Origin of the sequence: Paraburkholderia sp. SOS3, assembly GCF_001922345.1 — a bacterium.
Taxonomy (GTDB): Bacteria; Pseudomonadota; Gammaproteobacteria; order Burkholderiales; family Burkholderiaceae; genus Paraburkholderia.
Map to the genome: position 1 here is coordinate 3,914,029 of NZ_CP018811.1, position 25,207 is coordinate 3,939,235.

Here is a 25,207-nt window from a genome sequence, read left to right on the forward strand (position 1 = left end):
GCAACGCGACGAGCGGCAGCCCGGCCGGCGAAAGCGGCGGCAAGGCCGGCGCCGCGAATACCGCCCCATCGGGCCCGCACGTTCCGGACGCGCCGTTTCAGCCATCCGATCAGGCCGCTTCAAGTAAAATAGGCCCCCATGGCTAATCTTGCACTTTTCGATCTCGATCACACGCTCATTCCCACCGATAGCGACCACGAGTGGGGACGCTTCATGGTGAAACTCGGCATCGTCGACGCCGAGAACTTCGCGCGCGAAAACGACCGCTTCTATGCCGACTACAAGGCCGGCAAGCTCGATATCCACGCGTATCTGGTCGCCATGCTCACGCCGCTTGCGAAATATTCGCGCGAACAGCTGAAGGCGTGGCACGACCAGTACATGCATGAGGTCATCAAGCCGGCCATCGTGCCGGCCGCGATCGAACTCGTGCGCGAGCATCGCGACGCGGGCGACCTGTGCTGCATGGTCACCGCCACGAACGAGTTCATCACCGCGCCGATCGCCGAAATGTTCGGCGTCCACAAGCTGATCGCGTGCGAAGTGGAAACTATCGACGGCCATCCGGCATCGGCCTATACGGGACGGCCGACCGGCACGCCGAGCTACCGCGAAGGCAAGATCGTGCGCACCGAGGCATGGCTCGCCTCGCTCGGCAAAACATGGTCGGATTTCGAGCGCAGCTACTTCTACAGCGATTCGCATAACGACATCCCGCTGCTCGAAAAGGTCACCGACCCGATCGCGACCAACCCGGACGACACGCTGCGCGAGTATGCGCAGACGCACGGCTGGCGCATCCTCGAACTATTCCAGACCACGTGATCAAAAAACTCATTCGCAAGCTGTTCGGACAAGACCGGGCAGACGCCGACAATCTCGCCGACGAAGACCCGTCCGCCCCTCTGCACGAAGAAGACACTGCGGCGGCGAAGCGCGTCGAAAATCCGCCGCCGCGCGGCGCGCCCGCTGCCGCTTCTGCCGCCGCTTCTGCCGCTTCGACCTCGTCTTCGACCCGTTCGCGCCGCAAACCCGCACGCGCGTCCAGCGCCGGCGCCGCCGTCAAGGACGACAGCGCGCGCGACCCGAACCTGCCCGTCATCATTGCGTCGGACGTCCACGGCATCGACCCCGCGCTGATTTCCCGAAATGCCATCCGCGTCACCGAAGGCCTGCAGCAGGCGGGCTTTCGCGCGTTTATCGTCGGGGGCGCGGTGCGCGACCTGCTGCTCGGCATCGCACCGAAAGACTTCGACGTCGCGACCGACGCGACGCCCGAACAGGTGCAGCGGCTGTTTCGCCGCGCCCGCATCATCGGGCGGCGTTTCCAGATCGTGCATGTGCAGTTCGGCCAGGAAATCATCGAGACATCGACGTTCCGTGCATTGGTCGATCCGCCGGCCGCCGCCGCGGCGCCTGAGTCTGCCGATGCGGCACAGTCCGCTGCAGGCGCGCCCGCCACGCCGCCGCGACGCCTGAGGCGCGACGAGCTCGATCGCCGCACGCATGCGGTCGATGCGAGCGGACGCGTGCTGCGCGACAATGTGTGGGGTGAGCAGCACGAAGACGCGACGCGCCGCGATTTCACGATCAACGCAATGTATTACGACCCCGCGACGCAGACGGTGCTCGATTACCACAACGGCATGGCCGACGTGCGCGCGCGCCTGCTGCGGATGATCGGCGACCCGGCGACGCGCTATCGCGAAGACCCGGTGCGAATGCTGCGCGTCGTGCGCTTCGCGGCCAAGCTCGGCTTCGAGATCGACGATGCGACGCGCGCGCCGATCACCTCGCTCGCGGATCTGGTCAACAATGTACCTGCGGCGCGTCTCTTCGACGAAATGCTGAAGCTGCTGCTGTCGGGACATGCGCTCGCATGCCTGCAGCGGCTGCGCAAGGAAGGGTTGCATCATGGTCTGCTGCCGCTGCTCGATGTCGTGCTCGAACAGCCGCACGGCGAGCGCTTCATCACGCTCGCGCTGAACAAGACCGATGCGCGCGTGATGGCGGGCAAGCCGGTGTCGCCGGGCTTCCTGTTCGCCACGCTGTTGTGGCACGACGTGCAGCAGCGCTGGCAGCAGTACGAAGCGAACGGCGAATTTCCCGTGCCGGCGCTGCATCGCGCGATGGACGACGTGCTCGACATGCAGACCGAAAAGCTTGCCATTCACAAGCGCTTCTCGGCCGATATGCGCGAGATCTGGGGCCTGCAGATGCGTCTCGAGCGGCGCTCCGGACGCAGTGCGCTGAAGCTGATCGAACACCAAAGATTTAGAGCGGGGTATGATTTCCTCCTGCTGCGCAGCGAATCCGGTGAACTGGACGAATCGGTTGCTGCGTGGTGGACTGAATTCATCAATGGAGACGCTGCCGCGCGCGAAGCATTGCTCACGCAAGGCGGGAAGGACCGGACGCCCAGAAAACGACGGCGGCGCGGAGGTGGCGCCAGAAACCGCAAGGCGGGCGACGGTATGGAGGGCGGCACGCCCGCAGGCAACGGCGAAGTCAAGGATGTGAGCCCGAACGGCACACACGAAGACTGACGCGGTTCCGGCGGAAGCCGTCGAACGAAAGTCGTAGGAAGTGATGCCATGACGGTTGCCTATCTCGGCCTTGGCGCAAACCTCGGGGATGCGCGCCAGACCCTGAAAGACGCGGTGGTGTGCCTCGCACAGCAGCACGCGATCACCGTGCTCGCGAAGTCCAGCCTGTATCGCACTGCCCCCATCGACGCGGGCGGCGATGACTATTTCAACCTCGCCGTGAAGCTCGAGACGGCGTTGCCGGTACGGCATCTGCTCGCGCTTTGTCACAAGATCGAAACCCACTTCGGCCGCGAACGGCCGTATCGCAACGCGCCGCGCACGCTCGATCTCGACATCCTGCTGTATGGCGAGCATTGCATCGACGAACCGGATCTGACCGTGCCGCATCCGCGGCTCACCGAGCGCGCGTTCGCGCTCGTGCCGCTCGTCGAAATCGAGCCGTCGCTGATCATTCCGCAACGCGGCCGCGCGCACGATTTCCTCGAAGCGGTCGCAGCGCAACGTATCGAGAAGGTGAAGGCCGCGTGTTTGTGCCCCTCGCTGGCCGCGCTGAGCGGTAACAAAGCGGCCGGCAAGGATGCGGGCGAACCGGGCAAGGGCGGCTGCTCATGACCGCATCGCCGCTCGCGCTCGCGCCGCTCACGGTGACCGCGCCGGCCATGCGGGCGCCCTATGCATACCTCGCGATCGAAGGGCCGATCGGTGTCGGCAAGACATCGCTCGCGACGCGCCTCGCCGAACGATGGTCGATGCAGACGCTGTTCGAACGGCCGCAGGACAACCCGTTTCTCGAACGCTTCTACCGCGATACGGCGCGCTATGCGCTGCCCGCGCAGTTGAGCTTTGCGCTGCAGCGCACGCAGCAGATCCAGGAAATTGCCGCGCTGCAGGCGGCCGGCACGCCGCTCATCACCGACTTCATCACGCAGAAGAACGGCATCTTTGCGCGCCTCACGCTGAAGGACGACGAATGGCAGCTGTATCGCGCGCTGGCCGCGCGGCTCGAAGCCGACGGGCCCGCACCCGATCTCGTCGTGTATTTGCAGGCGAGTCCCGAGGTGCTGTTTTCGCGCATCCAGAAACGCGCGGTGCCGATGGAACTGCAGATCTCGGACGCCTATCTGCGCGCACTGTGCGACGCGTACAACGAGTTCTTCTATCACTACGACCGCACGCCGGTGCTGACGGTCAACGCCGAACATCTGAACCCGATCGAATCGAATGCCGACCTTGCGCTGCTGGCCGAACGCATCGAGACGATGCGCGGCCGCAAGGAATTCTTCGTCAAGGGCACGTCGCTATAACGCGCCGGCCCCGGTTTGCCGCGTCCCCTCTTCAACGAACGGATTGCCCCATGAGCTATTTGCAGGAAACGAGCCGCAACGCGATCACGGTGCCGAAACTTCAGGCAATGCGCGAGGCCGGCGAAAAGATCGCGATGCTGACCTGCTATGACGCGAGCTTCGCATCGCTGCTCGATCATGCGGGTGTCGATTCGCTGCTGATCGGCGATTCGCTCGGCAACGTGCTGCAAGGCCAGACCACCACGCTACCCGTCGCGCTCGAAGACGTCGCTTACCACACGGCCTGCGTCGCGCGCGCGCGACCGTCCGCGCTGATCGTCGCGGACCTGCCGTTCGGCACTTACGGCACCGCCGCCGACGCGTTTGCGAACGCGGTCACGCTGATGCGCGCGGGCGCGCAGATGGTGAAGCTCGAAGGCGGCGAATGGGCGGCGGACATCGTGAGGTTTCTTGTCGATCGCGCGGTGCCCGTGTGTGCGCACATCGGGTTGACGCCGCAATCGGTGCACGCGTTCGGCGGCTTCAAGGTGCAAGGCAAAACCGAAGCAGCGGCAAGCCAGATGTTGCGCGATGCGCGCGCGCTGCAGGACGCCGGCGCGCAACTGATGGTGATCGAAGCGGTTCCCGCGCGGCTCGCCGCCGAAGTGACGAAGCAGCTGAAAATTCCGACGATCGGCATCGGCGCGGGCCTCGACTGTTCGGGTCAGGTGCTCGTGCTGCACGACATGCTCGGTATCTACCCCGGCAAGCGGCCGCGCTTCGTCAAGGATTTCATGCAAGGCAGTTCGAGCATTCTCGCTGCGATCGAAGCGTACGTGCGCGAAGTGAAGGATGGCTTGTTCCCGGCTGCGGAGCACACGTTCTGAACTAGCGCCCGCGGTTAGCGCGCGGGCTTTGTTGCGGGTCGATGTGCGGGTCGACGTGCATTCGCGGTCACGACCAGTCGTCTGCGCCGACGATCCGCGCCGGCAGTGCGCCCCGCAGCGCGTTGCAGATCAGAAGCGCCTCGGCGTTGATCACATCGTCGCGCGTCAGCACCCGCTCGGCGGCGGCGATGTCCGCGTCATCGAGCAACACCGCGCGCATCACGCCCGGCAGCACGCCGCAATCGAGCGGCGGCGTCCACCACTTCCCTTCGAGCTTCACGAATACGTTCGACCTTCCGCCTTCGGTCAATTCGCCGCGTTCGTTGAAGAAGAGCGTATCGAACGCGTCCCTCACTTCCGCCTCGCGCCAGCCGCGATCGTATTCGGCGCGGCGCGTGGTCTTGTGACGCAGCAGCGGATCGTCCGACTGCACATTCGCAAAACCATGCGCGGGGCCGAGCAGCACGCCAACGCTTTCGTCCGCGAGCGGCATCAGCGGCGCCACCGTCAGTTCGACCGCGCCGGCCTTCTCGAGCACGAGCCGCATCCGGTGCGGCTGGCCGGCCTGCAGCGCATCGCAGTGCGTGGCGATGCGCGCGCGGACAGCCGCTTCGTCGAACGCGAAGCCGAGCCACGCGGCGCTTGCGCCGATACGGGCGAGATGACGGTCGATATGGCGCACGCCCGCCTCGCGCGTTGCGTACATCGTTTCGAACAGCTGGAAGCCGGGATCGGCTTCAGTCAGGAAACGCGCTTTCAATCGACACTCCGCATATTCGTCGGCCGCGACGCTATCGAGCACGATACCCGCGCCGATGCCGAGCGTACCGTGGTAGGTGCTGACGCCGCGCGGCACCGGGTCGAGCGTCAGCGTGCGAATCGCGACCGACAGGCAAAAATCGCCGCAGCGCTGTGTGGCCGGCGCCATCGGCTGCGCGGGCGCATCGAGCCAGCCGATCGCGCCGGTGTACAGGCCGCGCGGCGTACTTTCGAGCACGTCGATCAGCTGCATGGTCTGGTGTTTCGGCGCACCGGTGATCGAGCCGCACGGAAAAAGTGCGCGCAGGATATCGGCGAACGACGTGCGAGGCCGCAGCAGCGCGGTCACCGTCGACGTCATCTGCCAGACCGATTCGTAGGGCTCGACCGAGAACAGCGCCGGCACCTTGACCGAGCCGGTCTCCGCGACGCGCGACAGATCGTTGCGCAGCAGGTCGACGATCATGACGTTCTCGGCGCGGTTCTTCGGATCGTGCGCGAGAAAATCGGCGGCCGCACGGTCCGCGTCCGGGTCGCGCGAGCGCGGCGCGGTGCCTTTCATCGGACGCGCACGTAACGCGCCGCTCTTCTTTTCGATGAAGAGCTCCGGCGAACATGAGAGCACCCAGCGGCGCTCCGGCAACGCGATGAGCGCGCCGTACTGCACCGTCTGCCGCGCGCGCAGTCGCCGGAACAGCGCGGCAGGCGGTCCGAACACGTCGAACGCGAGACGGTATGTGTAGTTGACCTGATAGGAATCGCCGGAGCGCAACGCGTCGTGAATTGCGCCGATCGCGCGCTCGAACTCGGGATAATCGACGCTCGCGCGCACGCCGCCCGTGCCCGCCACCGACGGCTCGACCGCGCCGCTGTCGCGCTGCACGAGCCACGCGTCGACTTCGTCGCGCGAGAGCTTCACGCACTGATCGAACAACAGGAAACGCAGCGCGCCGGTTGTCTTCGAATGCGGACCCGCGCGGGCCCCGACGCGCTGCGTCGTTTTGGTAAGGACGAGGTTGCGGCCGAATTCGTAGTCCGCGATCACGACCGCATGCAGACCGCGGCGGGCATCGTCGGCGGCCGCCTCGCAGACGGCGTCGAGTTGCGCGCTGTCGGTACATACGCGCTCATGGCGAAAGCCCGTGTACAGACGACTCGATCGGCGGACCGCAGTCGAGTTGCAATCATCGAGCAGCGCATATACGGCATGCGGGTCATCAACCGCCATGGGCACCGCCGACATCAAGTTGCACTAATTCGAAATTTAATCGAAAAAGCTCTTGACCCGATCAAACCAGCTCTTGCTTTGCGGACTATGTCGCGCTCCGCCTTCGACAAGCGACTTCTCGAACTGCTGCAACAGATCGCGCTGCGTGTCGGTAAGCTTGACCGGCGTCTCGACTTGTACGTGCACATACAGGTCGCCTGCGATGCTCGAGCGCAAGCCCTTGATACCCTTGCCGCGCAGACGGAAGGTTTTACCTGACTGCGTGCCCTCCGAAACCGTGAAGCTCGCACGGCCGGCCAGCGTCGGCACTTCGATCTCGCCGCCGAGCGCCGCCGTCGTGAACGGGATCGGCATCTGGCAATGCAGATCGTCGCCGTCGCGCTCGAAAACCGAGTGCGGCTTGATGTGGATCTCGACATACAGATCGCCCGACGGACCGCCATTGATGCCCGGCTCGCCATTGCCGGCCGAACGGATGCGCATGCCGTCGTCGATGCCGGCAGGGATCTTCACTTCGAGCGTCTTGGTTTCCTTCGTCTTGCCCGCGCCGTGGCAGTGCGTGCAAGGCTCGGGAATGTACGTGCCGGTGCCGTGGCACTTCGGACACGTCTGCTGGATGCTGAAGAAGCCTTGCGACATCCGCACGGTGCCCGAGCCGCTGCAGGTTGGGCACGTTTCCGGCTTCGTGCCGGGCTTCGCGCCCGATCCGTGGCAGACCTCGCACGATACCCAGCTCGGCACGCGAATTTGCGTGTCGTAGCCGTGCGCAGCCTGCTCGAGCGTGATTTCCATGCTGTAGCGCAGGTCCGCGCCGCGATACACCTGCGGACCGGCACGTCCGCCGCGGCCACCGCCGCCGGCCGCCTGGCCGAAGATGTCGCCGAAGATATCGCCGAACGCGTCGGCAAAACCGCCGAAGCCTTGTGCGCCCGCCGCACCCATGTTCGGATCGACGCCTGCGTGACCGTATTGGTCGTACGCACCGCGTTTCTGCGCGTCCGACAGCATTTCATAGGCCTCTTTGGCTTCCTTGAAATGCTCTTCCGCATCCTTGTTGCCCGGATTGCGGTCGGGGTGATACTTCATCGCGAGTTTGCGATAAGCCTTCTTGATTTCGTCGTCGCTTGCGTTCTTCGCGACGCCCAGAACCTCGTAGTAATCCCGTTTCGCCATATCGGTTCAACGCCCTCCGCGCACTGCAACGCGGCGGCTCCTCATGAATGCTGGAGTCTAGCGACTCGTCCGGCGCTGGCTTCGCGGCTGTCTACCGATGCGAAGCCATGCCTGCCATAAAACAAATGTGCCCGGAGAGCCAAAAAGGCTCGCCAGGCGCGTTTTCCGTGCGGCTTCCGTTCCAGGTTTTGACCCGAGGTTCTAATCCAGGGCCTGCGCCAAGGTTTAACCGGGCGTCTGACCCAAGGTTTCGATCCACAGGGTTGACCGCAGGTCTTCCAGCCGGGCCGCGCGTGGTCGAATCACGCGCGGTTCGGGTCGGACGGCACCCCCGGCTTAGTCCTTCTTCACTTCCTTGAAGTCCGCATCGACGACATCGTCGGCCTTCTCTGCGCCCGGCGCACTGTCGGAAGCCGCAGCTCCCGCTGCCGCGCCGGCCGCGCCCTGCGCCGCCTGCATGTCGGCATACATCTTTTCGCCGAGCTTCTGCGATGCGGTCGCAACGGTCTCGATCTTCGCGTCGATCTCCGCCTTGTCAGCCGAGCCGCTCTTCAGCGTGTCTTCGAGGTCCTTCAACGCCGCTTCGATCTTTTCCTTCTCACCGGCGTCGAGCTTGTCGCCGTACTCGGTGAGCGCCTTCTTCGTGCTGTGGACCAGCGCGTCGCCCTGGTTGCGGGCATCGGCCAGCTCACGCAGCTTGTGATCTTCCTCGGCGTTCGCTTCCGCGTCCTTCACCATCTTCTCGATCTCGGCTTCGGAGAGACCCGAGTTCGCCTTGATCGTGATGCGGTTTTCCTTGCCGGTCGCCTTGTCCTTCGCGCCGACGTGCAGAATGCCGTTCGCGTCGATATCGAAGCTCACCTCGATCTGCGGCACGCCGCGCGGTGCCGGCGGAATACCTTCCAGGTTGAACTCGCCGAGCAGCTTGTTGCCCGCCGCCATTTCGCGCTCGCCCTGGAACACCTTGATCGTCACCGCCGACTGGTTGTCGTCGGCCGTCGAATACACTTGCGCGTGCTTCGTCGGGATCGTGGTGTTCTTGTTGATCATCTTCGTCATCACGCCGCCGAGCGTTTCGATACCAAGCGACAGCGGGGTCACGTCGAGCAGCAGCACGTCCTTGCGGTCGCCCGACAGCACCTGGCCCTGAATCGCAGCGCCGACTGCCACTGCTTCGTCCGGGTTCACGTCGCGGCGCGGATCCTTGCCGAAGAACTCCTTCACCTTTTCCTGCACCTTCGGCATGCGCGTCATACCGCCGACGAGGATCACGTCGTCGATCTCGCCGACCTTCACGCCCGCATCCTTGATTGCCGTGCGGCACGGTTCGATCGTGCGATCGATCAGCTCTTCGACGAGCGCTTCGAGCTTTGCGCGCGTGAACTTGAGATTCAGGTGCTTCGGACCCGACGCGTCCGCCGTAATGTACGGCAGATTGATGTCGGTCTGCTGCGTCGACGACAGTTCGATCTTCGCTTTTTCAGCAGCTTCCTTCAGGCGCTGCAGCGCGAGCACGTCCTTCGACAGGTCGACGCCTTGCTCCTTCTTGAACTCGCCGATGATGTAATCGATGATGCGCTGGTCGAAGTCTTCACCGCCAAGGAACGTGTCGCCGTTCGTCGACAGCACTTCGAACTGCATTTCGCCGTCCACATCCGCAATTTCGATGATCGAAATATCGAACGTGCCGCCACCGAGGTCGAACACCGCGATCTTGCGGTCGCCCTTTTCGGCCTTGTCGAGACCAAACGCGAGCGCAGCAGCGGTCGGCTCGTTGATGATCCGCTTCACTTCGAGGCCGGCAATGCGGCCCGCGTCCTTGGTCGCCTGACGCTGGCTGTCGTTGAAGTAGGCCGGAACGGTGATCACCGCCTCGGTAACCGGTTCGCCGAGATAGTCTTCGGCGGTCTTCTTCATCTTGCGCAGCACTTCCGCCGAGATTTGCGGCGGCGCGAGCTTCTGGCCGTGCGCCTCGACCCATGCATCGCCGTTTTCAGCCTTGACGATCTTGTACGGCATCAGGCCGATGTCCTTCTGGACTTCCTTCTCTTCGAAGCGGCGACCGATCAGACGCTTGACCGCGAACAGCGTGTTCTTCGGGTTGGTAACCGACTGGCGTTTCGCAGGCGCGCCGACGAGCACTTCGTTGTCGTCCATGTACGCGATGATCGACGGCGTCGTACGAGCGCCTTCCGAGTTCTCGATCACCTTGACCTGATTGCCTTCCATCAGCGCCACGCACGAGTTCGTGGTGCCGAGGTCGATACCGATAATCTTGCCCATTTTTACTAATCTCCTGACTTTGATCGCTGCGGGAACGCCGTTCTCTACCGGTCGTCCCGCCCCTCAATTCATACCTGCACCCAACATAAGTGCGCTGGCGGCGTTTTCAAGACCCTGAATACGATGCGGTCTTTAATTTTTTCCAATCGCCGCGGCCGCGCCGTTGCCTCTGCTGTCGCCTTCGAGGTTGGCCTGTTCGGCGGCGCGGATTTTCTCACGAGCAGCCGCCACGGCGGCTTCGAACTGGGCGATGCCGTGCCAGCCGGTCGCCCGGCCCAGACGCTTGCCCCGATGGAAGAAAAACCACGTGGGCACCCCATGGAGCAGGAACCGGCGGCCCAACTCGCGATGCTCGTACACATTGCTGTGAAACCAGCGCAGCCCGAGCGCGCGGATCTCGTCAGGCTTCGCGAGCATCGCCTTCTTGGCGATCTCGCAGTTGAAGCAATCGAAGCCCCAGAAAAACACAACCGCCAGTTCGTCACCGGCCGACTGAAGGCCGGCGTCGAACGTATCGGCGGTCAGTTCCTGCATACCGAAAGCGGCGAAGGCGGATGGATCGACAGAGATACGGGCCATAAACCGAAATGCAAGAAACTTCGAATGCGTTACACACCAAACGCCGCGTCAAACCCCGCGCCGAATGCCGGACGGAATGCGCCGCGCTTATTTCGGCGCCGCGACCGTGACAAGCGCCGGGCGCAGCACCCGGTCGTTAATCACGTAGCCCTTCTGCAGCACGGCGACGACCGTATTCGCTTCCTGCTCGGCCGGCACCATCGAGATGGCCTGATGGCGATGCGGGTCGAACTTCTCGCCGATCGGATTGATTGCGACGACGCGTCCTTTTTCTAGCGCCCCGGTCAGCTGGCGCAACGTCAGTTCGACGCCTTCACGCACCTTCGCGAGGTCGTCCGACGAGTGTGCGACGGCAGCTTCGAGGCTATCGATGACCGGCAGCAGGTGCTCGGCGAAATTTTCGATCGCGAATTTGTGCGCCTTCGAGACGTCTTCCTGCGCACGGCGACGCACGTTTTCGGTCTCGGCCTTCGCGCGCAGGAAGCTTTCCTGCAACTCGGCAACCTTCGCCTGCGCTTCGGCGAGTGCGGCTTCCGCGCTCGAAGCCTGCGTATCGGCCGCACTGGCTGCGCCTGCGGGCTGCTGCCCCGCGGCATTGGCGGCCTGGCGCGCGACGTCGTCGGCGGGCGTGGGATTCTGGCTCGTCGGTTTCTCTTGCGTGTTTTCCATGTCGCTGAAAGTCGATAAAGAATTAAAACTATTAAAACGGCCTGCATGTCGCTCGCGCTTCGCGCGCGTGGTCCGCTTTGACCAGGCGGTTCCCATGCGCGCAAAGCGTTGCAAATTCACAACACACATAGCGGCTCGACAGCACCCAAGATGAGGTTGCACACGGCCGGTTTCAAGCGGCTCTGCAGCCCTTTTTGCACCGCAGCGGGGCAAAAAACGATCGCAGAAACTCGCCGTTACAACCGTGACTCGTCCGTCATCATATTGAGATTGAGCGCAATCCGCGAGTGACCTAAACTCGTTGAGAACGTCGGAAAAGGCATGTTTACCCTAATCTGACGTATCGCATACCACCGTGAACCGCCTGTTTCCCGTTTGGCATCTCCTGGGGGAGTACCGTGAAACTGACCTTCGCAATATCGGTGGTCGCCTTGGTGCTCATCGCGGGAACCACGACCATCTGCATGTCCGGCGCCGTCAACGACCACACCACAGAATACGGCGGTGTGCACGCAACGATGGAGTCGCTGTTCAATCCCCACCTGAAAATTTGTCGATAACGCGCCGGTCGCGCTTCGTCGGCCGGCCGTGCAACGCGGCCGTCGGCTCCCGAAAGTGCTTGCGCCGTTCGAGTTCCGCCTGCCGCTTCGTCCGGCCTTCGTCCGTTTCTGCGTAAAGCGACTGAGCGACCGGGGCCGGCCCGCGCACCTCGCACACGCCCAACACCTGCACCTGCCAGACGATCCGCTCGATTTCGATTTCAACGAGATCGCCCACGCGCACGTCCTTCGAGGGTTTGACGCTCGCACCGCCGATGCGCACCCGGCCCTTCTCGACCGCGTCCGCCGCGAGCGAACGCGTCTTGAAGAAGCGCGCCGCCCACAACCATTTATCGATGCGCAATCGCGCGCCGGGTTCAGTCGAAATCTTGTAGTTCATCTATCTGTCGTTCGAACGCCTCATGCGTTTTGACGTGTCGCGTGTGCCGGAGCAGAAGCACGTTACCCGATGACGGGCGCAGACAGCATGCCCGCTGCACGACGCCAGTGCCAGCGCCAGCAGACTTCGCTTACGACGCCACCGCTGCTTGCCGCGCACTCTCCTGCACCGGCCATCCCTGCAAATGCTGCGCGACAATTTCGCCAAGCGCGGCGATCCAGGCGGGCGAGGCATTCAGGCAGGCAATGCGGTGAAACTCCTTGCCGCCCGCATGCACGAATTCGTCGCGCACTTCCATGCCGATCTCCTCGATCGTCTCGAGGCAGTCGGCGGTAAATCCAGGGCAAAACACATCGATACGACGCACCCCGGCCGCACCGAGTTCTTTGGCCGTCGGAGCGGTATAAGGCTGAAGCCATTCAGCCTTGCCGAAGCGCGACTGAAACGTGACCCGGCACTCGACCGGCGTCAGTTCCAGCGCATGCATGAGCAGCGACGCCGTTTGCTGACATTGCTCGTGGTACGGGTCGCCAAGGTCCAGCGTACGTTTGGGCACGCCGTGAAAACTCAACACCAGCTTGTCCCCCGACGCGAAATCCGGACGTCCGTGCGCATGCCAGTAATGCTTCACTTGCGCGGCCAGCGCGGCGATATACGCGGGATGATCGGCGTAGTGGCGCACCGTGCGGATCTCGAGCTGATTGCGCATCCGTTTCAACGCGCCGAACGCGGCGTCGAACGCGGTGGCGGTAGTCGACGACGAGTACTGCGGATACATCGGCATCAGCAGCACCCGCTCGGCGCCAGCCAGCTTCAGCTGATTCAGCATGGCCGGGATGTCGGGCGTGCCGTAGCGCATCGCATAGTCGACGATCACCGCGTAGTCGTTCGCGTGCAGCAACTGGCGCAGGCCTTCCACCTGTTTCTCGGTGTAGACCCTGAGCGGCGACCCTTCGGGCATCCATACCGCTGCATACTTCTTCGCCGATGCCGGGCTGCGAAACGGCAGAATCACCGTGCGGAGAATGATTTGCCACAGCGCCGCCGGAATCTCGACCACGCGCGGATCGGACAGGAACTGAGCGAGATAGCGCCGCACCGCGCCCGTGGTCGGCGCATCGGGCGTGCCAAGGTTGATCAGCAGGACCGCGACGCGGTGTGCGACAGCAGACTGCAGAGGCCGCTCGAGATCGAAGTGCATAGATAACGGATTAAAGGCAAAGGGCTGCGGGGCGAACGGCAAGTGTTTCAGGTGAAGGCCATTATAGCGGCGCGTTTCATGACCGAAAGCTAGCCATTCGGCAGATTGGCAGGCACCGCACAACGCAGCATCATGAAGGCAGGCACATGCATGGAAATGTGCGGCACGCCGCACAGCCACGCGCCTGCTGCTCTACTGCTGGCTCAACGTCAACGAAAGCAGGCGCGCAGTGATATCGACAATCGGGATCACACGGTTATATGCCATGCGGGTCGGCCCGATTACGCCGAGCGTACCGACGATCGTGCCGTTCACTTCGTACGGCGCAGTCACGACGCTCATTTCCTCGATCGGCACGAGATTCGACTCTCCGCCGATGAAAATCTGCACGCCTTGCGCGTGGCTCGATACGTCGAGCAACTGAAGGAGGCTCGTTTTTTGGTCGAACACATCGAACAGCTTGCGCAGCCGCGCCATGTCCGACGAAAGGTCGGCCACTTCGAGCAGTTTGCGTTCACCCGAAATCAATACGGTTTCGCCCGTATCGGTTTCGTCGGTGCTCGCCGTGACGGCGGCATGCATCAGCGTCGTCATGTCGCCGCGCAGCTGGTCGATCTCTTCGCGCAGCCGGCGGCGCACTTCGTCGAACGACAGCCCGGCGAAATGCGCGTTGATGTAGTTCGAGGCTTCGATGAGTTCGGCCGGCGAATAGTCGCGCTGCGTCGCCATCATGCGGTTCTGCACGTCGCCTTCAGGCGTCACGATGATGAGCAGGATGCGCTTGTCGGACAAACGCATGAATTCGATCTGCTTGAATACATGGCTGCGCCGCGGCGTCAGCACGACGCCGGCGAACTGGGAAAGGTTGGACAGCACGCTCGCCGCGGCCGCGACGATTTTTTGCGGCTCGCCGGCCTGCAGCGTGTCGGGCTGCAGCGTCTTTTTGACAGCCCGTGTCACAGCCTCTTCGTCGGCAACCGACTCGACGGTCAGCATCGTGTCGACGAAAAGCCGGTAACCGCGCGGTGTCGGAATGCGTCCAGCCGACGTATGCGGGCTGATCACGAGACCGAGCTCCTCGAGGTCGGACATCACGTTGCGGATGGTGGCCGGGCTCAGCTCGAGCCCGGAGAACCGCGACAACGTGCGCGAGCCTACCGGCTGACCTTCGGCGATATACCGCTCGATCAGCGTTTTGAGGAGGGTTTGTGCGCGAGGATCTAACATGGCGAAAAATTTTAGCTCAATGACGACGCTGCCGCGAGCGTTAAGCGTACCTGCAACACGCACCCCGCAACGCATTGCGCCGCCGCGCCGTGCGTTGCGCACCGCGAAGGCCGCCGCTCGCGCGCCTGCGAGGACAAGCGCCGGCCGTTGTCATCAGCGCTTCACCATTCTAACGATAATCGGCTACACGCAAGACAGCGGCGCTGCCGCGCGCCGGCGCCAGCAACGACAACCCCCTCGGCCCGCCACGACGGCTCTTCCGGCGCGGGGCGACGGTTCTTTTCGGCCCGCAGCTATGGTGTAATGCCGGCATGCAAGTTACCAGCCAGTTCAAGACCGTTGCGCTCGTCGGGCGCCCCCAGACGCCCGGCATCGGCGAGCCGCTGATGCAACTCGCGTCCTGCATCGCCAGGCGCGGGTTCGACGTCGTATTCGAGGCGCAGACCGCAGAGGAGATCGGCATCACCGGCTATCCGGCGCTGCGGCCCGCGGAAATCGGCGCGCGTGCCGACGTCGCGGTCGTGCTGGGCGGCGACGGCACGATGCTCGGCATCGGCCGCCAGCTCGCACCGTACAAGACACCGTTGATCGGCATCAACCACGGCCGCCTCGGCTTCATTACCGACATCCCGATCTCGGACATGCAGAAGATCGTCGTGCAGATGCTCGGCGGCAGTTTCGAGCGCGAGGAGCGCACGCTGCTCGAGGCACGCATCATGCGCGCGGGAGAGCCGCTCTACCATGCGCTCGCGTTCAATGACGTGGTCGTGAACCGCAGCGGCGTATCGGGCATGGTGGAACTGCGCGTCTCGGTGGACGGCCGCTTCATGTACAACCAGCGCTCGGACGGCCTCATCGTCGCCACGCCGACCGGTTCGACCGCCTATGCGCTTTCGACGAACGGGCCGATCCTGCATCCGCAGCTCGACGGCATCGTACTCGTGCCGATCGCGCCGCATGCGCTGTCGAACCGCCCGATCGTGCTGCCGGACCATTCGAATGTCAGCATTCAGATCGTGTCGGGCCGCGACGTCAACGTGAATTTCGACATGCAGTCGTTCACATCGCTCGAACTGAGCGACACGATCGAGGTGCGGCGCTCGCGCCATATGGTGCCGTTTCTGCACCCGGTCGGATACAGCTATTACGCGACGCTGCGCAAGAAGCTGCACTGGAACGAATATCCGTCACATGAGAACGATGAAGAAGAGTAGCAATCCGGCCAGCATGCCGGACCACTGAAGCCGGCCACGCCGCACGAACCGAAGCCACCCGCCCGCATCCCCAAACCGAACCCGCACGCTGCCGGACACCACGAACAAGCCGACTCCATGCTTCGCCACCTCTCGATTCGCGATTTCGTCATCGTCGCCGCACTCGACCTCGAATTCGACAGCGGCTTTACGGTCTTCTCCGGTGAAACCGGCGCCGGCAAGTCGATTCTGATCGACGCGCTCGCGCTGGCGCTCGGCGCGCGCGCCGACGCGAGCGTCGTGCGCACCGGCGAGACACGCGCCGACATCACCGCGGAATTCGACACGCACGCGCTCGTCGACCAGTGGCTCGACGAGCAGGCATTCGCCGCTCAGGCCGAAGACGGCGGAACGCAGGACGGCACCGTCCTGCTGCGCCGCGTGATCGACGCGAACGGCCGCTCGCGCGCGTTCATCAACGGCACCGTGGCGACGCTCGCGCAGTTGCGCGAAGTCGGCGAAATGCTCGTCGACATCCACGGCCAGCATGCGCATCAATTGCTGATGCGCCCCGACGCGCAGCGCGAGCTGTTCGACACGCACGCGGGACTCGGCGACATGGCCGCTGCCGTATCGCGCAGCTGGCGCAGCTGGCGCGAAGCAGCGCAAGCGGTCGAGCACGCGCAGTCGCGCGACCGCGAACTGCAGCTCGAACGCGAACGGCTCGCCTGGCAGCTCGCCGAACTCGACAAGCTCGCACCGCAGCCCGGCGAATGGGAAGAAGTGAACAGCGAACACCGGCGCCTGTCGCATTCGGCCAACCTGATCGACGGCGTGCAGGGCGCACTCGGCGCATTGTCCGAATCGGACGACGCGATGATCACGCACCTCGGCGCGATCATCTCGAAGCTGCGCGATCTGGCCGACATCGACCCGGCGCTCAACGACGTTCTCGCCGCACTCGAACCGGCCGAGATCCAGTTGCAGGAAGCGTCGTACTCGCTGTCCCACTATGCGCAGCGGCTCGAACTCGACCCCGACCGGCTCGCGGAAGTCGAAAAGCGCCTCGACGCATTGCATTCGGCGGCGCGCAAATTCAGGCTGCAACCCGAATCGTTGCCCGAAGAACATCAGGCGCGCCGCGCGCAGCTCGACGCGCTCGACGCGGCCGCCGACCTCGACAGCCTGCGCGCCGCCGAGAGCAAGGCGAAAGACGCCTACCTCGCCGAAGCGAAGCAGTTGTCGAAAGCACGCGGAAAAGCGGCGAAAGCGCTCGGCTCGGCGGTGACCACCGGCATGCAGGAGCTATCGATGGCGGGCGGCAGCTTCGAAGTGGCGCTGGTCGCGTTGCCGGAAGGCGGCGCGCATGGCCTCGAGCAGATCGAGTTCCGCGTGGCCGGCCATGCGGGCGTGCCGCTGCGGCCGCTCGCGAAAGTCGCTTCCGGCGGCGAGCTTGCGCGTATCAGTCTCGCGCTCGCGGTGATCGCGAGCGCGGCGAGCCCGACGCCGACGCTGATCTTCGACGAAGTCGATACCGGCATCGGCGGCGGCGTCGCGGAAGTGGTCGGGCGGCTGCTGCATCAATTGGGCCGCGACCGACAGGTGTTGTGCGTGACGCACTTGCCGCAAGTCGCCGCGCGTGGCGACCATCACTTCCAGGTCGCGAAGAGCACAAACGGCAAAAACGGCAAGGGCAGCAGGAGTGCGACGCTCAGCACCGTCACGCCGCTCGACAAGGCAAGCCGGATCGAGGAGGTGGCGCGCATGCTCGGCGGCCTCGAGATCACCGCCACGACACGCAAGCATGCGAAGGAAATGCTGACCGCCTGAGCCCGATCGTCACAGGCGGGGGGAGCGGCGCTACCCGAATACGCGTTTCCAGAGCTGCAACACGGCATCGCGCTCCGCCCTCACCGTCTGCGGCTCGACGCGCGCCTTCTCCATCCCGTCGAGCCGCAACTGGTGCTGAAGCTTCCGATACCGGCGGTACGCCGCGCCGACCGTTTCCGCTTCGTCGCCGCTCATGAGCCCAAAGCGCGACACCTCGCGCAGCAGCGCGATATTGCCGGTATTGCGGATCAGCTCCGGATCGCGCGCCGCGTGCAGCAGCACCCAGTACTGAACCGTGAACTCGATATCGACCATCCCGCCGCGATCGTGCTTCAGGTCGAAAAGCGGCGTGCGATTCGGATGGCCGGCCTCGACGCGCTCGCGCATTTCGACGATTTCCTTCATCAGCGGCGCCGCTTCGCGCGGCATCGTCAGCACCTGTTCGCGGATCGCCTCGAAGCGCGCGCCGATCTGCGTGTCGCCCGCGCAATAACGCGCGCGCGTCAGCGCCTGATGCTCCCAGACCCATGCGGTATTCGCCGCATCGCCTTCGCGCAGCTGATAACGGCGAAACGCATCGAGATCGGTCACGAGCAGCCCCGACTCGCCGTTCGGCCGCAAGCGCAGATCGATGTCGAACAGCGTGCCGGCGCCGGTCGCGGTCGTAAGCCATGAGATCAACCGGCGCGCGAATGTCGCGTAGACGTCGGGCGCAACGTCGGCCGGATCGTCGTACAAAAAGATCAGGTCGAGATCCGACGCATAGCCAAGCTCTTTGCCGCCAAGCTTGCCGTACGCGATGATCGAAAAGCGCGGCACATCGCGATGGCGTTTCGCGAGCTGATTCCAGACCGCTTCGATGGTCACGTCGAGCACCGCGTCGGCGAGCTCGGACAGGCGGTCGCTCACATGCTCGACGCTGAGCTTGCCGGCCAGATCGATCAGCAGAATGCGGAACACCTCGGCCTGATGCGCGTGCCGCAGCAGATCCATCTGCTGCTCGACGCCGTCGGCCGCCGCAAGCCGCAAGCGCAGCGTGCGCTTGAATTCGGCCCAGTCGAATGGGCTCGCCATCGCTTCGTCGTCGAGCAGTTCATCGAGCAGCTGCGGATGGCGAATCAGATAGCCGGCCGCCCAGCGCGATGCACCGAGCACCGACAGCACACGATGCAAGGCCTGCGGATACTCGGTCAGGAGCGCGAGATACGCGCCGCGCCGGCTCACCGCTTCGAGCAGATCGAACACGCGCGCGACCGTGTCGCCGCGCCGCTGCGGCGGCTCGAGCTTGCGCGCCGCTTCGAGCGTGCGCTGCGCGACGCTGTCGAAGCGCTCGCGGCTTCGCTCGGGCAGTCCCGCATAACGCGACGACTGCCACACTGCACGCATTCGGGCCAGCAGTTCGGCGGGCTCCGCAATACCGAGTTCGACGAGCCCTGCGGTAAGCGTATCGCCAGCGCTTTCGTCGGCGAGCGCGCTGCTCCACACCCAGGCGGCCGCGCCGCCGTCGTCGGCGGTGCGGCCGCCTTCGCCGTTCGCCTTGTCGGCAAAGATCTGATCGAACTGCTGCTCGACGCGCTCGCGGTGCGAGTCGAGCGTCGCCATCAATGCGGCGTAGTCGGCGAAACCCATCGACTGCGCGAGACCCGCGCGTTCGTCGTCATCGACGGGCATCGCGTGCGTCTGCGCATCGTTGCGATACTGCAGGCGGTGTTCGAGCTTGCGCAGAAAGCGGTAAGCATCGCTCAGCGCTTCGCAGACCGGCGCCGCGATCAACCCGCGCGCCGTCGCGTGGCGCAGCACCGCGAGCGTCGGCCGGATCCGGAAGCCCGCGTCCTGGCCACCGCGGATCAGTTGAAACACCTGCGCGCTGAACTCGATCTCGCGTATGCCGCCGCGTCCGAGCTTGATGTCGTCGGCCTTGTCCGGCCGCATCGACGCGCGGCGCTGCGCCTCCTGACGGATCTGCAGATGCAACGCGCGAATCGCGCCGATCACGCCGAAATCCAGATAACGGCGATAGACAAACGGCATGACAATCGCCTCGAGCAGCTTCGACAGGCGCCGCGCCTCGGCGCTGCCCTGCTCGGACACGAGCCGCCCCTTGATCCATGCATAGCGTTCCCACTCGCGCCCCTGCACATAGAAATATTCCTCGAGCATGCCGAGGCTGCAGACGAGCGGCCCCGCATCGCCGTTCGGCCGCAACCGCATGTCGACGCGAAACACGTAGCCATCGCTCGTCACTTCGGCGAGCGCACCGATCAACCGCTTGCCGAGCCGTGTGAAATACTCCTGGGTCGTGATCGCGGCGCGCTGGCCGCCGGCGGTCTCGCCATCGTCTTCGCAGACGAAGATCAGATCGATGTCCGACGACACGTTCAGCTCGCGCCCGCCGAGCTTGCCCATGCCGACCACGCCGAGCGTGAGCCGCTCGCCGTCCGGACCGCGCGGCTCGCCGAACTGCGCTTCGAGTTCGGCCGACAAGACGGCGAGTGCGCGCTGGATCGTCGCTTCGGCGAGGTCGGTCATCGTGCCGGTGACTTCGGCGACGTCCGCGCGACCGGCCAGATCGCGCTCCATCGCCGCACAGAACACTTCGGTGCGCAATTGCCTCAGCACCTGTTTCAACGCTTCTTCGGCAAGCGTTGCATCATTGGCCGCGCGCCCTGCATCGCACGCTTCACACAGTTCATCGAGGCGTGCGTCGATCCGCTCGCGCGTGATGGGCGCCGCGGCCAGCGTCGCGACGCGCGCCGCCAGTTCAGGACGCGCGGCATACGCACGGCATGCGTAATTCGAATAGCTGGAACTCAACAACGTCGTATCGGTCATCGGTATCTGGCTCGCTCGTTGCTTCGGCTGACTTCCATGTGTTGCTCTGATTCCCGCTTGCCGCACCGCACCGTCTTCAGGCGGAAGCGGGTTTGCAAAGGCATTGAAAAAAGTTCGGCCGGCTGGCCGCGAGGCCCCACCGGCACAGGGTTTGCCGGAAGTACCTCGCGACGGTTCGTGTGATACATTTCATCGTTAGTCCGCAAAACTACCATACGCCCACCTGCCTTAAGCATGTCCGAGCGAAACCTACCCGCTGACCGGCCCGACGTAGGACGCGTCCGGCACGAAAGCGGAGGCGACCATCTGGTGCTGCGGCACACACTTCACTTCGTGCTGGGCGTCGCGCTCGTCGCGTACTTCCTCACGTTGCTGCTCGTGCTCGGGCTGCGCTATGTCGTGCTGCCGCAAGTGGAATCGTTTCGTCCACGCATTGAAGCGGCGATTTCGGAAAAGATCCATGCGCAGTTGTCGATCGGTAAGCTGACGCCGCACTGGATCAGCTTCCAGCCCGGTGTCGAAGTCTCCGATCTCACGATCCGCGATCGCAACGGCGATGTCGCCTTGTCAATTCCGCACGCTACCGCCACCGTGTCGTGGAGCACCTTGTGGAAGCTGAAGCCGATCCTCTCGAGCCTCGTCGTCGATCAACCGAATCTGCTCGTCGAGCGCAATGACGACGGCACGCTGTCGGTCGCCGGCGTACCGCTGCCGTCCGGCCATACGGGCAACGACACGTTTTCGACCTGGCTGCTGCGCCAGCAGGCCATGGTCCTGCGCGGCGGCACGCTGCGCTGGCGCGACGCGCAAAAGAAGAACGTGCCTGAAATCGCACTGCAGAACATCCGCCTCGCCATTCTTAACGATGGCGACGAACATCGCTTCGCGCTGCAGGCGCCCGCCGACGGCAAGGTGCTGTCCGGCCCGCTCGATTTCCGCGCGCATTTCAGAAATGCACGGGTCGGCGCGATGGGCAAGCCGATCAACTGGAGCGGCAGCGCCTACCTGTCGACCGGGCCCGTCGATCTGCCGACGCTCGCGCGTTACATCGACTTCCCGATCTCGACGTACGCGGGCCGCATCGATAACGCGATCTGGGTCGAGTTTGCCGAAGGGCGCATCCTGTCCGCGACCGGCGAACTGTCGGGCAGCGATATTGCGCTGCGTGTGCGTCCGACCCAGCCGAAGCTCGACGTGCCGGTCGCGCGCTTCTCGTGGACCTTCGCACACGAAGCCGACGAATACACGCTGCAGCTTCACAACCTGCGCGCGGAACTCGGCCAGCCGCCGCTGTCCGACGGTACGCCGGTGACGCGCGCGCTGGCCTTCAGCACGTTGAATGGGCGCTTTCGCAAGCAAAGCGTCCAGCATGGCCAGCTGATCAGCTTCTCGGGCGATCGCGTCGACCTCGGCATCCTCGCCGAATTCAGCCGTGCGCTGCCGCTGCCGCGGCGGCTTCTCAACAATCTCGTCCGCTTCAATCCGCGCGGCATCGTGTCGAACTATACGATCGAAGTCGAGCGCGACAAGCCCGATTCCGGCGAAGCGGCAAGCGAACGCGCCGAGACCGGCGCGGAACCGGTCATCCACTATACGTTCAAGGCCGATCTGCAAGGCATCAGCGTAGCCGCCCAGGAACCGCCGCCCGGACTGACCGCGCGCGGCCATCCGCGCGCCGGCATTCCGGGCTTCGAAAACCTGTGGGGATCGGTCGACGCGAATGAAAAGCAAGGCTCGCTCACACTCGATACGCAAAAGGCGGCCATCACCTTGCCGGGCGTCTTCGACGATCCGCGCCTGACCTTCGACCGCCTGCAAGGCAAAGGCACGTGGACGGTCGCGCAGAGCATCGCGCCCGGCGACAGGCACAAAGCGTTCAAGGTCGACGTGTCAGAGCTCACGGTCGCGAATGCGGACACCAGCGCGAAGGCAAGCGCGAGCTACTCGAACGTCGGGCACGGGCGCGGCTCGCTCGATCTCGATGCGACCTTCGAGCGTGCACAGGTGTCGCGCATCGTCCGCTATCTGCCGACCAGCATCAGCGAGCGGGTCAGGATGTATCTGAGCCACGGCTTGCAGGCGGGCATGTCGCGCGGCGCGACGATCCAGATTCACGGCAACCTCGAAAAATTCCCGTATTCGCGCGACCCGAGCGCCGGCGTGTTCCGGATCGTTGCGCCGTTTACGGGCGGCCGCTTCGATCCGACGCCGTATCCGCCGCGTACGCTGAAAAACGGCACACCGAGCGTATGGCCTGGCTTCGAGGGCATCGACGGCGTGTTCTCGCTGAAGGAAAACGTGCTGCGCTTCGACGTCGACCACGCGCATTACAAGGGCGTAAAGGTCAACAAGGTAACGGGCGAGATCAGCGATCTCGGCGACCGCTCGAAGGCCCTCGTCATCAACGGCACGGGGCGCGGGCCGCTATCGGACATGCTCGACTATGTCGACGACAGCTCGCTTGGCATCCTGACCAAGCACATCACGCGCAAAGTGAAGGCCGACGGTCCCGCCGCGCTCGCGCTGAAGCTGACCGTACCGCGCGCGCCGCTCGATCCGCGCGCGCCGCGGCCGCACGTCGGCGTCGCCGGCTCGATCACGTTCGAGAACAACCGGCTCGCGATGGAAAAAGTGCCGCCGCTGTCGCAGCTCAAGGGCAAGGTGCGCTTCACCGAACACACCGCTCAGGTCGATAACCTCTCGGGGCAATTTTTCGGCGGCGATATTCACGCGAACGGCGGCCTCCAGGAAAACGGCAGCTACGCGCTCGATCTGAACGGACACGTCGCGCTCGAGGCGGCGCGAGAGCTCGATCTGCACGGCCTTGCACCGCAGGTGCTGAGCCATATCCAGGGCGGCGCACCCTATGCGCTCAGCGTGCGCGGCGCCAAGGGACGGCTGCCCGAGATGTCCGGCCATTCGGACCTGACGGGCCTCGCACTCGACTTCCCGGCACCGTTCAACAAGCCCGCCGGTACGCCAATGCCGCTCAGCTTCTCGTTCAAGCCGCCGGCAAATGGGCAGAACGGCGTGGGGCAGAACGGCGTGGTCGGGACGAACGTCATCAGCCCGAACGGCGGCGGAGCTAGCGGCACAGATAGCGGCGCAAACAGCGACGCGGACAGCGGCCTCGAACGCGCCGATCTGAACTTCGGCCCGATCTCGGCGACCTACCTGTTGCGCGGCGAACCGCATCACATGCCGAAAGTCGTGCGCGGCGCGATCGGCGTGAACCGGCCCGCCGACCTGCCTTCCGAAGGCGTCGCCGCCACGATCGATCTCGACACGCTCGACGCCGACGCGTGGCGCGCACTCTTCATCCAGATGCGCAATGCGAACCAGGGCGTGGCGCCCGTGCCGCCGAGCGAAACGACCGCGCAGTTCATCCCGAACCGCTTCGCGCTGCACATCGGCACGCTGACGCTGCTCAAGCGCCATTGGGAAAGCGTCGTGGTCGGCGCGTCGCACTACGACCGCACGTGGCAGGCAAACATCGGATCGAATCAGGTGTCCGGCCACCTGTCGTGGGTGCCGGGCGCGACGCCCGGTTCGCCGGGCACGCTGCAGGCGCGGCTCGCGCGCCTCGTGATTCCGGCCGCAACCGACAACGATCTGCTCGGGCCGGCGATGCAGCAGCCCGCGCAGAACATGCCGAGCATCGACCTCGTCGTCAACGAACTGATCGTGCGCGGCCGCGATGTCGGCCGCCTCGAGGTCGACGCGCGCAATTTCGAGGAAGACGGCGTGCCGGTCTGGCAACTCGACAAGCTCGACATCAGCAACCCGGCGGCGACATTGACGGCCACCGCGAACTGGCGGACGCTGCGCGAGTACGGCGCGGTCACCGACCAGAGCACGCCGCGCCGCACGGCCGTCGATTTCAAGCTCGACGTGAAGAATGCCGGCGCACTGCTCGAACGCGCAGGCCTGCCGCGCACGCTGAAAGACGGTGAAGGCACGCTGGCAGGCAAGCTGGCATGGCTAGGCGGTCCGACGCGCATCGACTATACGACGCTGAACGGCAATCTTGCGGTCGATCTGCGCCACGGGCAGATTCTGAAGGTCGACCCCGGCGTCGCGAAGCTGCTGGGCGTCGTGAGCCTGCAAAGCCTCGCGCGCTTCGCGACGCTCGATTTCCGCGATGTGATCGGCGAAGGTTTGCCGTTCTCGAGCGCGACGGGCACCAGCGAAATCACCGATGGCATCGGCCGCACCAGCAACTTCAAGCTGATTACGGCGCCTGCGCGCGCCGAAATGAGCGGCAGCGTCGACCTTGCGCACGAAACGCAGGACCTGAACGTGCGCGTGTTTCCGACCGTCAGCGCCGGCGCGGGCGTCGTCGCCGCGACGATCATCAATCCGCTGATCGGGCTCGGCGCCCTCGTGGGCGACATCGTGCTGTCGCAATCGCTCGAGCATGCGTTCGTGCTCGACTACGCGATTACCGGATCGTGGGCGAAGCCTCACGTCGAGCGGGTGCACGGCGATCGCGGTAAGATGGGTGAGCTACCTGCGGCGCAGGCGGCAGTGGCCCGGTAGGCAGGCGAGTCGCAACAGCAACAGCAGCAGCACGCT

At 64.6% G+C, this 25,207-nt stretch carries 17 protein-coding genes; 8 read left to right on the forward strand and 9 right to left on the reverse strand.

Annotated elements, in window-relative coordinates:
- Positions 1 to 138: 138 nt before the first annotated feature.
- The 5 genes from BTO02_RS17425 to panB are packed head-to-tail and all read left to right on the forward strand — an operon-like array spanning position 139 to position 4,719.
- Entirely contained in the window at positions 139 to 825 is a 687-nt protein-coding gene (locus BTO02_RS17425) for an HAD family hydrolase (RefSeq protein ID WP_075158073.1), read from the forward strand.
- The gene (pcnB, locus tag BTO02_RS17430; RefSeq protein WP_075158074.1) at positions 822 to 2,546 is read left to right on the forward strand and encodes a polynucleotide adenylyltransferase PcnB; all 1,725 of its coding nucleotides are present in this window, start codon (positions 822 to 824) and stop codon (positions 2,544 to 2,546) included. The genes BTO02_RS17425 and pcnB overlap by 4 nt, the downstream gene beginning before the upstream one ends.
- A gap of 48 nt (positions 2,547 to 2,594) precedes the next feature.
- Complete coding sequence (gene folK / locus BTO02_RS17435) at positions 2,595 to 3,161, forward strand: 2-amino-4-hydroxy-6-hydroxymethyldihydropteridine diphosphokinase (protein WP_075158075.1); 567 nt, start codon at positions 2,595 to 2,597, stop codon at positions 3,159 to 3,161.
- Complete coding sequence (locus BTO02_RS17440) at positions 3,158 to 3,853, forward strand: deoxynucleoside kinase (protein ID WP_075158076.1); 696 nt, start codon at positions 3,158 to 3,160, stop codon at positions 3,851 to 3,853. Before folK ends, BTO02_RS17440 begins: the two co-directional genes overlap by 4 nt.
- A 50-nt stretch (positions 3,854 to 3,903) precedes the next feature.
- On the forward strand, positions 3,904 to 4,719 hold the full coding sequence (gene panB, locus BTO02_RS17445; RefSeq protein WP_075158077.1) for a 3-methyl-2-oxobutanoate hydroxymethyltransferase: 816 nt from the start codon (positions 3,904 to 3,906) through the stop codon (positions 4,717 to 4,719).
- Positions 4,720 to 4,786: 67 nt separating this feature from the next.
- Here panB and pabB read toward each other — a convergent pair whose 3' ends face one another.
- The 8 genes from pabB to hrcA form a co-directional block, all read right to left on the reverse strand.
- Positions 4,787 to 6,706 carry an aminodeoxychorismate synthase component I gene (gene pabB, locus BTO02_RS17450; RefSeq protein WP_075158974.1) on the reverse strand — a complete coding sequence of 640 codons (1,920 nt, stop codon included), beginning with the start codon at positions 6,704 to 6,706 and terminating at the stop codon, positions 4,787 to 4,789.
- Between the two features lie 36 nt (positions 6,707 to 6,742).
- Positions 6,743 to 7,879 (reverse strand): molecular chaperone DnaJ, encoded by a 1,137-nt coding sequence (dnaJ, locus tag BTO02_RS17455; protein WP_075158078.1) that lies wholly within the window; start codon positions 7,877 to 7,879, stop codon positions 6,743 to 6,745.
- 336 nt (positions 7,880 to 8,215) lie between these two features.
- Entirely contained in the window at positions 8,216 to 10,162 is a 1,947-nt protein-coding gene (dnaK, locus tag BTO02_RS17460) for a molecular chaperone DnaK (protein WP_075158079.1), read from the reverse strand.
- A 132-nt stretch (positions 10,163 to 10,294) separates the two neighbouring features.
- Positions 10,295 to 10,741 (reverse strand): thioredoxin family protein, encoded by a 447-nt coding sequence (locus tag BTO02_RS17465; RefSeq protein ID WP_075158080.1) that lies wholly within the window; start codon positions 10,739 to 10,741, stop codon positions 10,295 to 10,297.
- A gap of 87 nt (positions 10,742 to 10,828) precedes the next feature.
- Positions 10,829 to 11,410 (reverse strand): nucleotide exchange factor GrpE, encoded by a 582-nt coding sequence (gene grpE, locus BTO02_RS17470; RefSeq protein ID WP_075158081.1) that lies wholly within the window; start codon positions 11,408 to 11,410, stop codon positions 10,829 to 10,831.
- 531 nt (positions 11,411 to 11,941) lie between these two features.
- On the reverse strand, positions 11,942 to 12,349 hold the full coding sequence (locus BTO02_RS17475) for an RNA-binding S4 domain-containing protein (protein ID WP_075158082.1): 408 nt from the start codon (positions 12,347 to 12,349) through the stop codon (positions 11,942 to 11,944).
- Between the two features lie 130 nt (positions 12,350 to 12,479).
- Positions 12,480 to 13,550: a ferrochelatase gene (gene hemH / locus BTO02_RS17480; protein ID WP_075158083.1), complete on the reverse strand. Its 1,071-nt coding sequence runs from the start codon at positions 13,548 to 13,550 to the stop codon at positions 12,480 to 12,482.
- A gap of 192 nt (positions 13,551 to 13,742) precedes the next feature.
- A complete protein-coding gene (gene hrcA / locus BTO02_RS17485) occupies positions 13,743 to 14,777 on the reverse strand; it encodes a heat-inducible transcriptional repressor HrcA (RefSeq protein ID WP_075158084.1) in 1,035 nt (344 codons plus the stop codon).
- Between the two features lie 311 nt (positions 14,778 to 15,088).
- Between hrcA and BTO02_RS17490 the strand changes: the two genes are divergently transcribed.
- Positions 15,089 to 15,991 carry an NAD kinase gene (locus BTO02_RS17490; RefSeq protein ID WP_075158085.1) on the forward strand — a complete coding sequence of 301 codons (903 nt, stop codon included), beginning with the start codon at positions 15,089 to 15,091 and terminating at the stop codon, positions 15,989 to 15,991.
- Positions 15,992 to 16,108: 117 nt separating this feature from the next.
- Entirely contained in the window at positions 16,109 to 17,800 is a 1,692-nt protein-coding gene (gene recN / locus BTO02_RS17495; protein ID WP_075158086.1) for a DNA repair protein RecN, read from the forward strand.
- Between the two features lie 30 nt (positions 17,801 to 17,830).
- Here the strand turns inward: recN and glnE are convergent, their stop codons facing one another.
- Positions 17,831 to 20,632: a bifunctional [glutamate--ammonia ligase]-adenylyl-L-tyrosine phosphorylase/[glutamate--ammonia-ligase] adenylyltransferase gene (gene glnE / locus BTO02_RS17500; protein WP_075158087.1), complete on the reverse strand. Its 2,802-nt coding sequence runs from the start codon at positions 20,630 to 20,632 to the stop codon at positions 17,831 to 17,833.
- Positions 20,633 to 20,866: 234 nt separating this feature from the next.
- Between glnE and BTO02_RS17505 the strand changes: the two genes are divergently transcribed.
- Positions 20,867 to 25,171 carry a YhdP family phospholipid transporter gene (locus BTO02_RS17505; RefSeq protein WP_075158088.1) on the forward strand — a complete coding sequence of 1,435 codons (4,305 nt, stop codon included), beginning with the start codon at positions 20,867 to 20,869 and terminating at the stop codon, positions 25,169 to 25,171.
- Positions 25,172 to 25,207 lie beyond the last annotated feature (36 nt).

Coding starts and splice junctions, on each gene's coding strand:
- BTO02_RS17425 (WP_075158073.1), top strand. CDS start 139: ATGGCTAATCTTGCACTTTTCGATCTCGATCACACGCTCATTCCCACC.
- folK (WP_075158075.1), top strand. CDS start 2,595: ATGACGGTTGCCTATCTCGGCCTTGGCGCAAACCTCGGGGATGCGCGC.
- BTO02_RS17440 (WP_075158076.1), top strand. CDS start 3,158: ATGACCGCATCGCCGCTCGCGCTCGCGCCGCTCACGGTGACCGCGCCG.
- panB (WP_075158077.1), top strand. CDS start 3,904: ATGAGCTATTTGCAGGAAACGAGCCGCAACGCGATCACGGTGCCGAAA.
- pabB (WP_075158974.1), bottom strand. CDS start 6,706: ATGGCGGTTGATGACCCGCATGCCGTATATGCGCTGCTCGATGATTGC.
- dnaJ (WP_075158078.1), bottom strand. CDS start 7,879: ATGGCGAAACGGGATTACTACGAGGTTCTGGGCGTCGCGAAGAACGCA.
- dnaK (WP_075158079.1), bottom strand. CDS start 10,162: ATGGGCAAGATTATCGGTATCGACCTCGGCACCACGAACTCGTGCGTG.
- BTO02_RS17465 (WP_075158080.1), bottom strand. CDS start 10,741: ATGGCCCGTATCTCTGTCGATCCATCCGCCTTCGCCGCTTTCGGTATG.
- grpE (WP_075158081.1), bottom strand. CDS start 11,410: ATGGAAAACACGCAAGAGAAACCGACGAGCCAGAATCCCACGCCCGCC.
- BTO02_RS17475 (WP_075158082.1), bottom strand. CDS start 12,349: ATGAACTACAAGATTTCGACTGAACCCGGCGCGCGATTGCGCATCGAT.
- hemH (WP_075158083.1), bottom strand. CDS start 13,550: ATGCACTTCGATCTCGAGCGGCCTCTGCAGTCTGCTGTCGCACACCGC.
- hrcA (WP_075158084.1), bottom strand. CDS start 14,777: ATGTTAGATCCTCGCGCACAAACCCTCCTCAAAACGCTGATCGAGCGG.
- BTO02_RS17490 (WP_075158085.1), top strand. CDS start 15,089: ATGCAAGTTACCAGCCAGTTCAAGACCGTTGCGCTCGTCGGGCGCCCC.
- recN (WP_075158086.1), top strand. CDS start 16,109: ATGCTTCGCCACCTCTCGATTCGCGATTTCGTCATCGTCGCCGCACTC.
- glnE (WP_075158087.1), bottom strand. CDS start 20,632: ATGACCGATACGACGTTGTTGAGTTCCAGCTATTCGAATTACGCATGC.
- BTO02_RS17505 (WP_075158088.1), top strand. CDS start 20,867: ATGTCCGAGCGAAACCTACCCGCTGACCGGCCCGACGTAGGACGCGTC.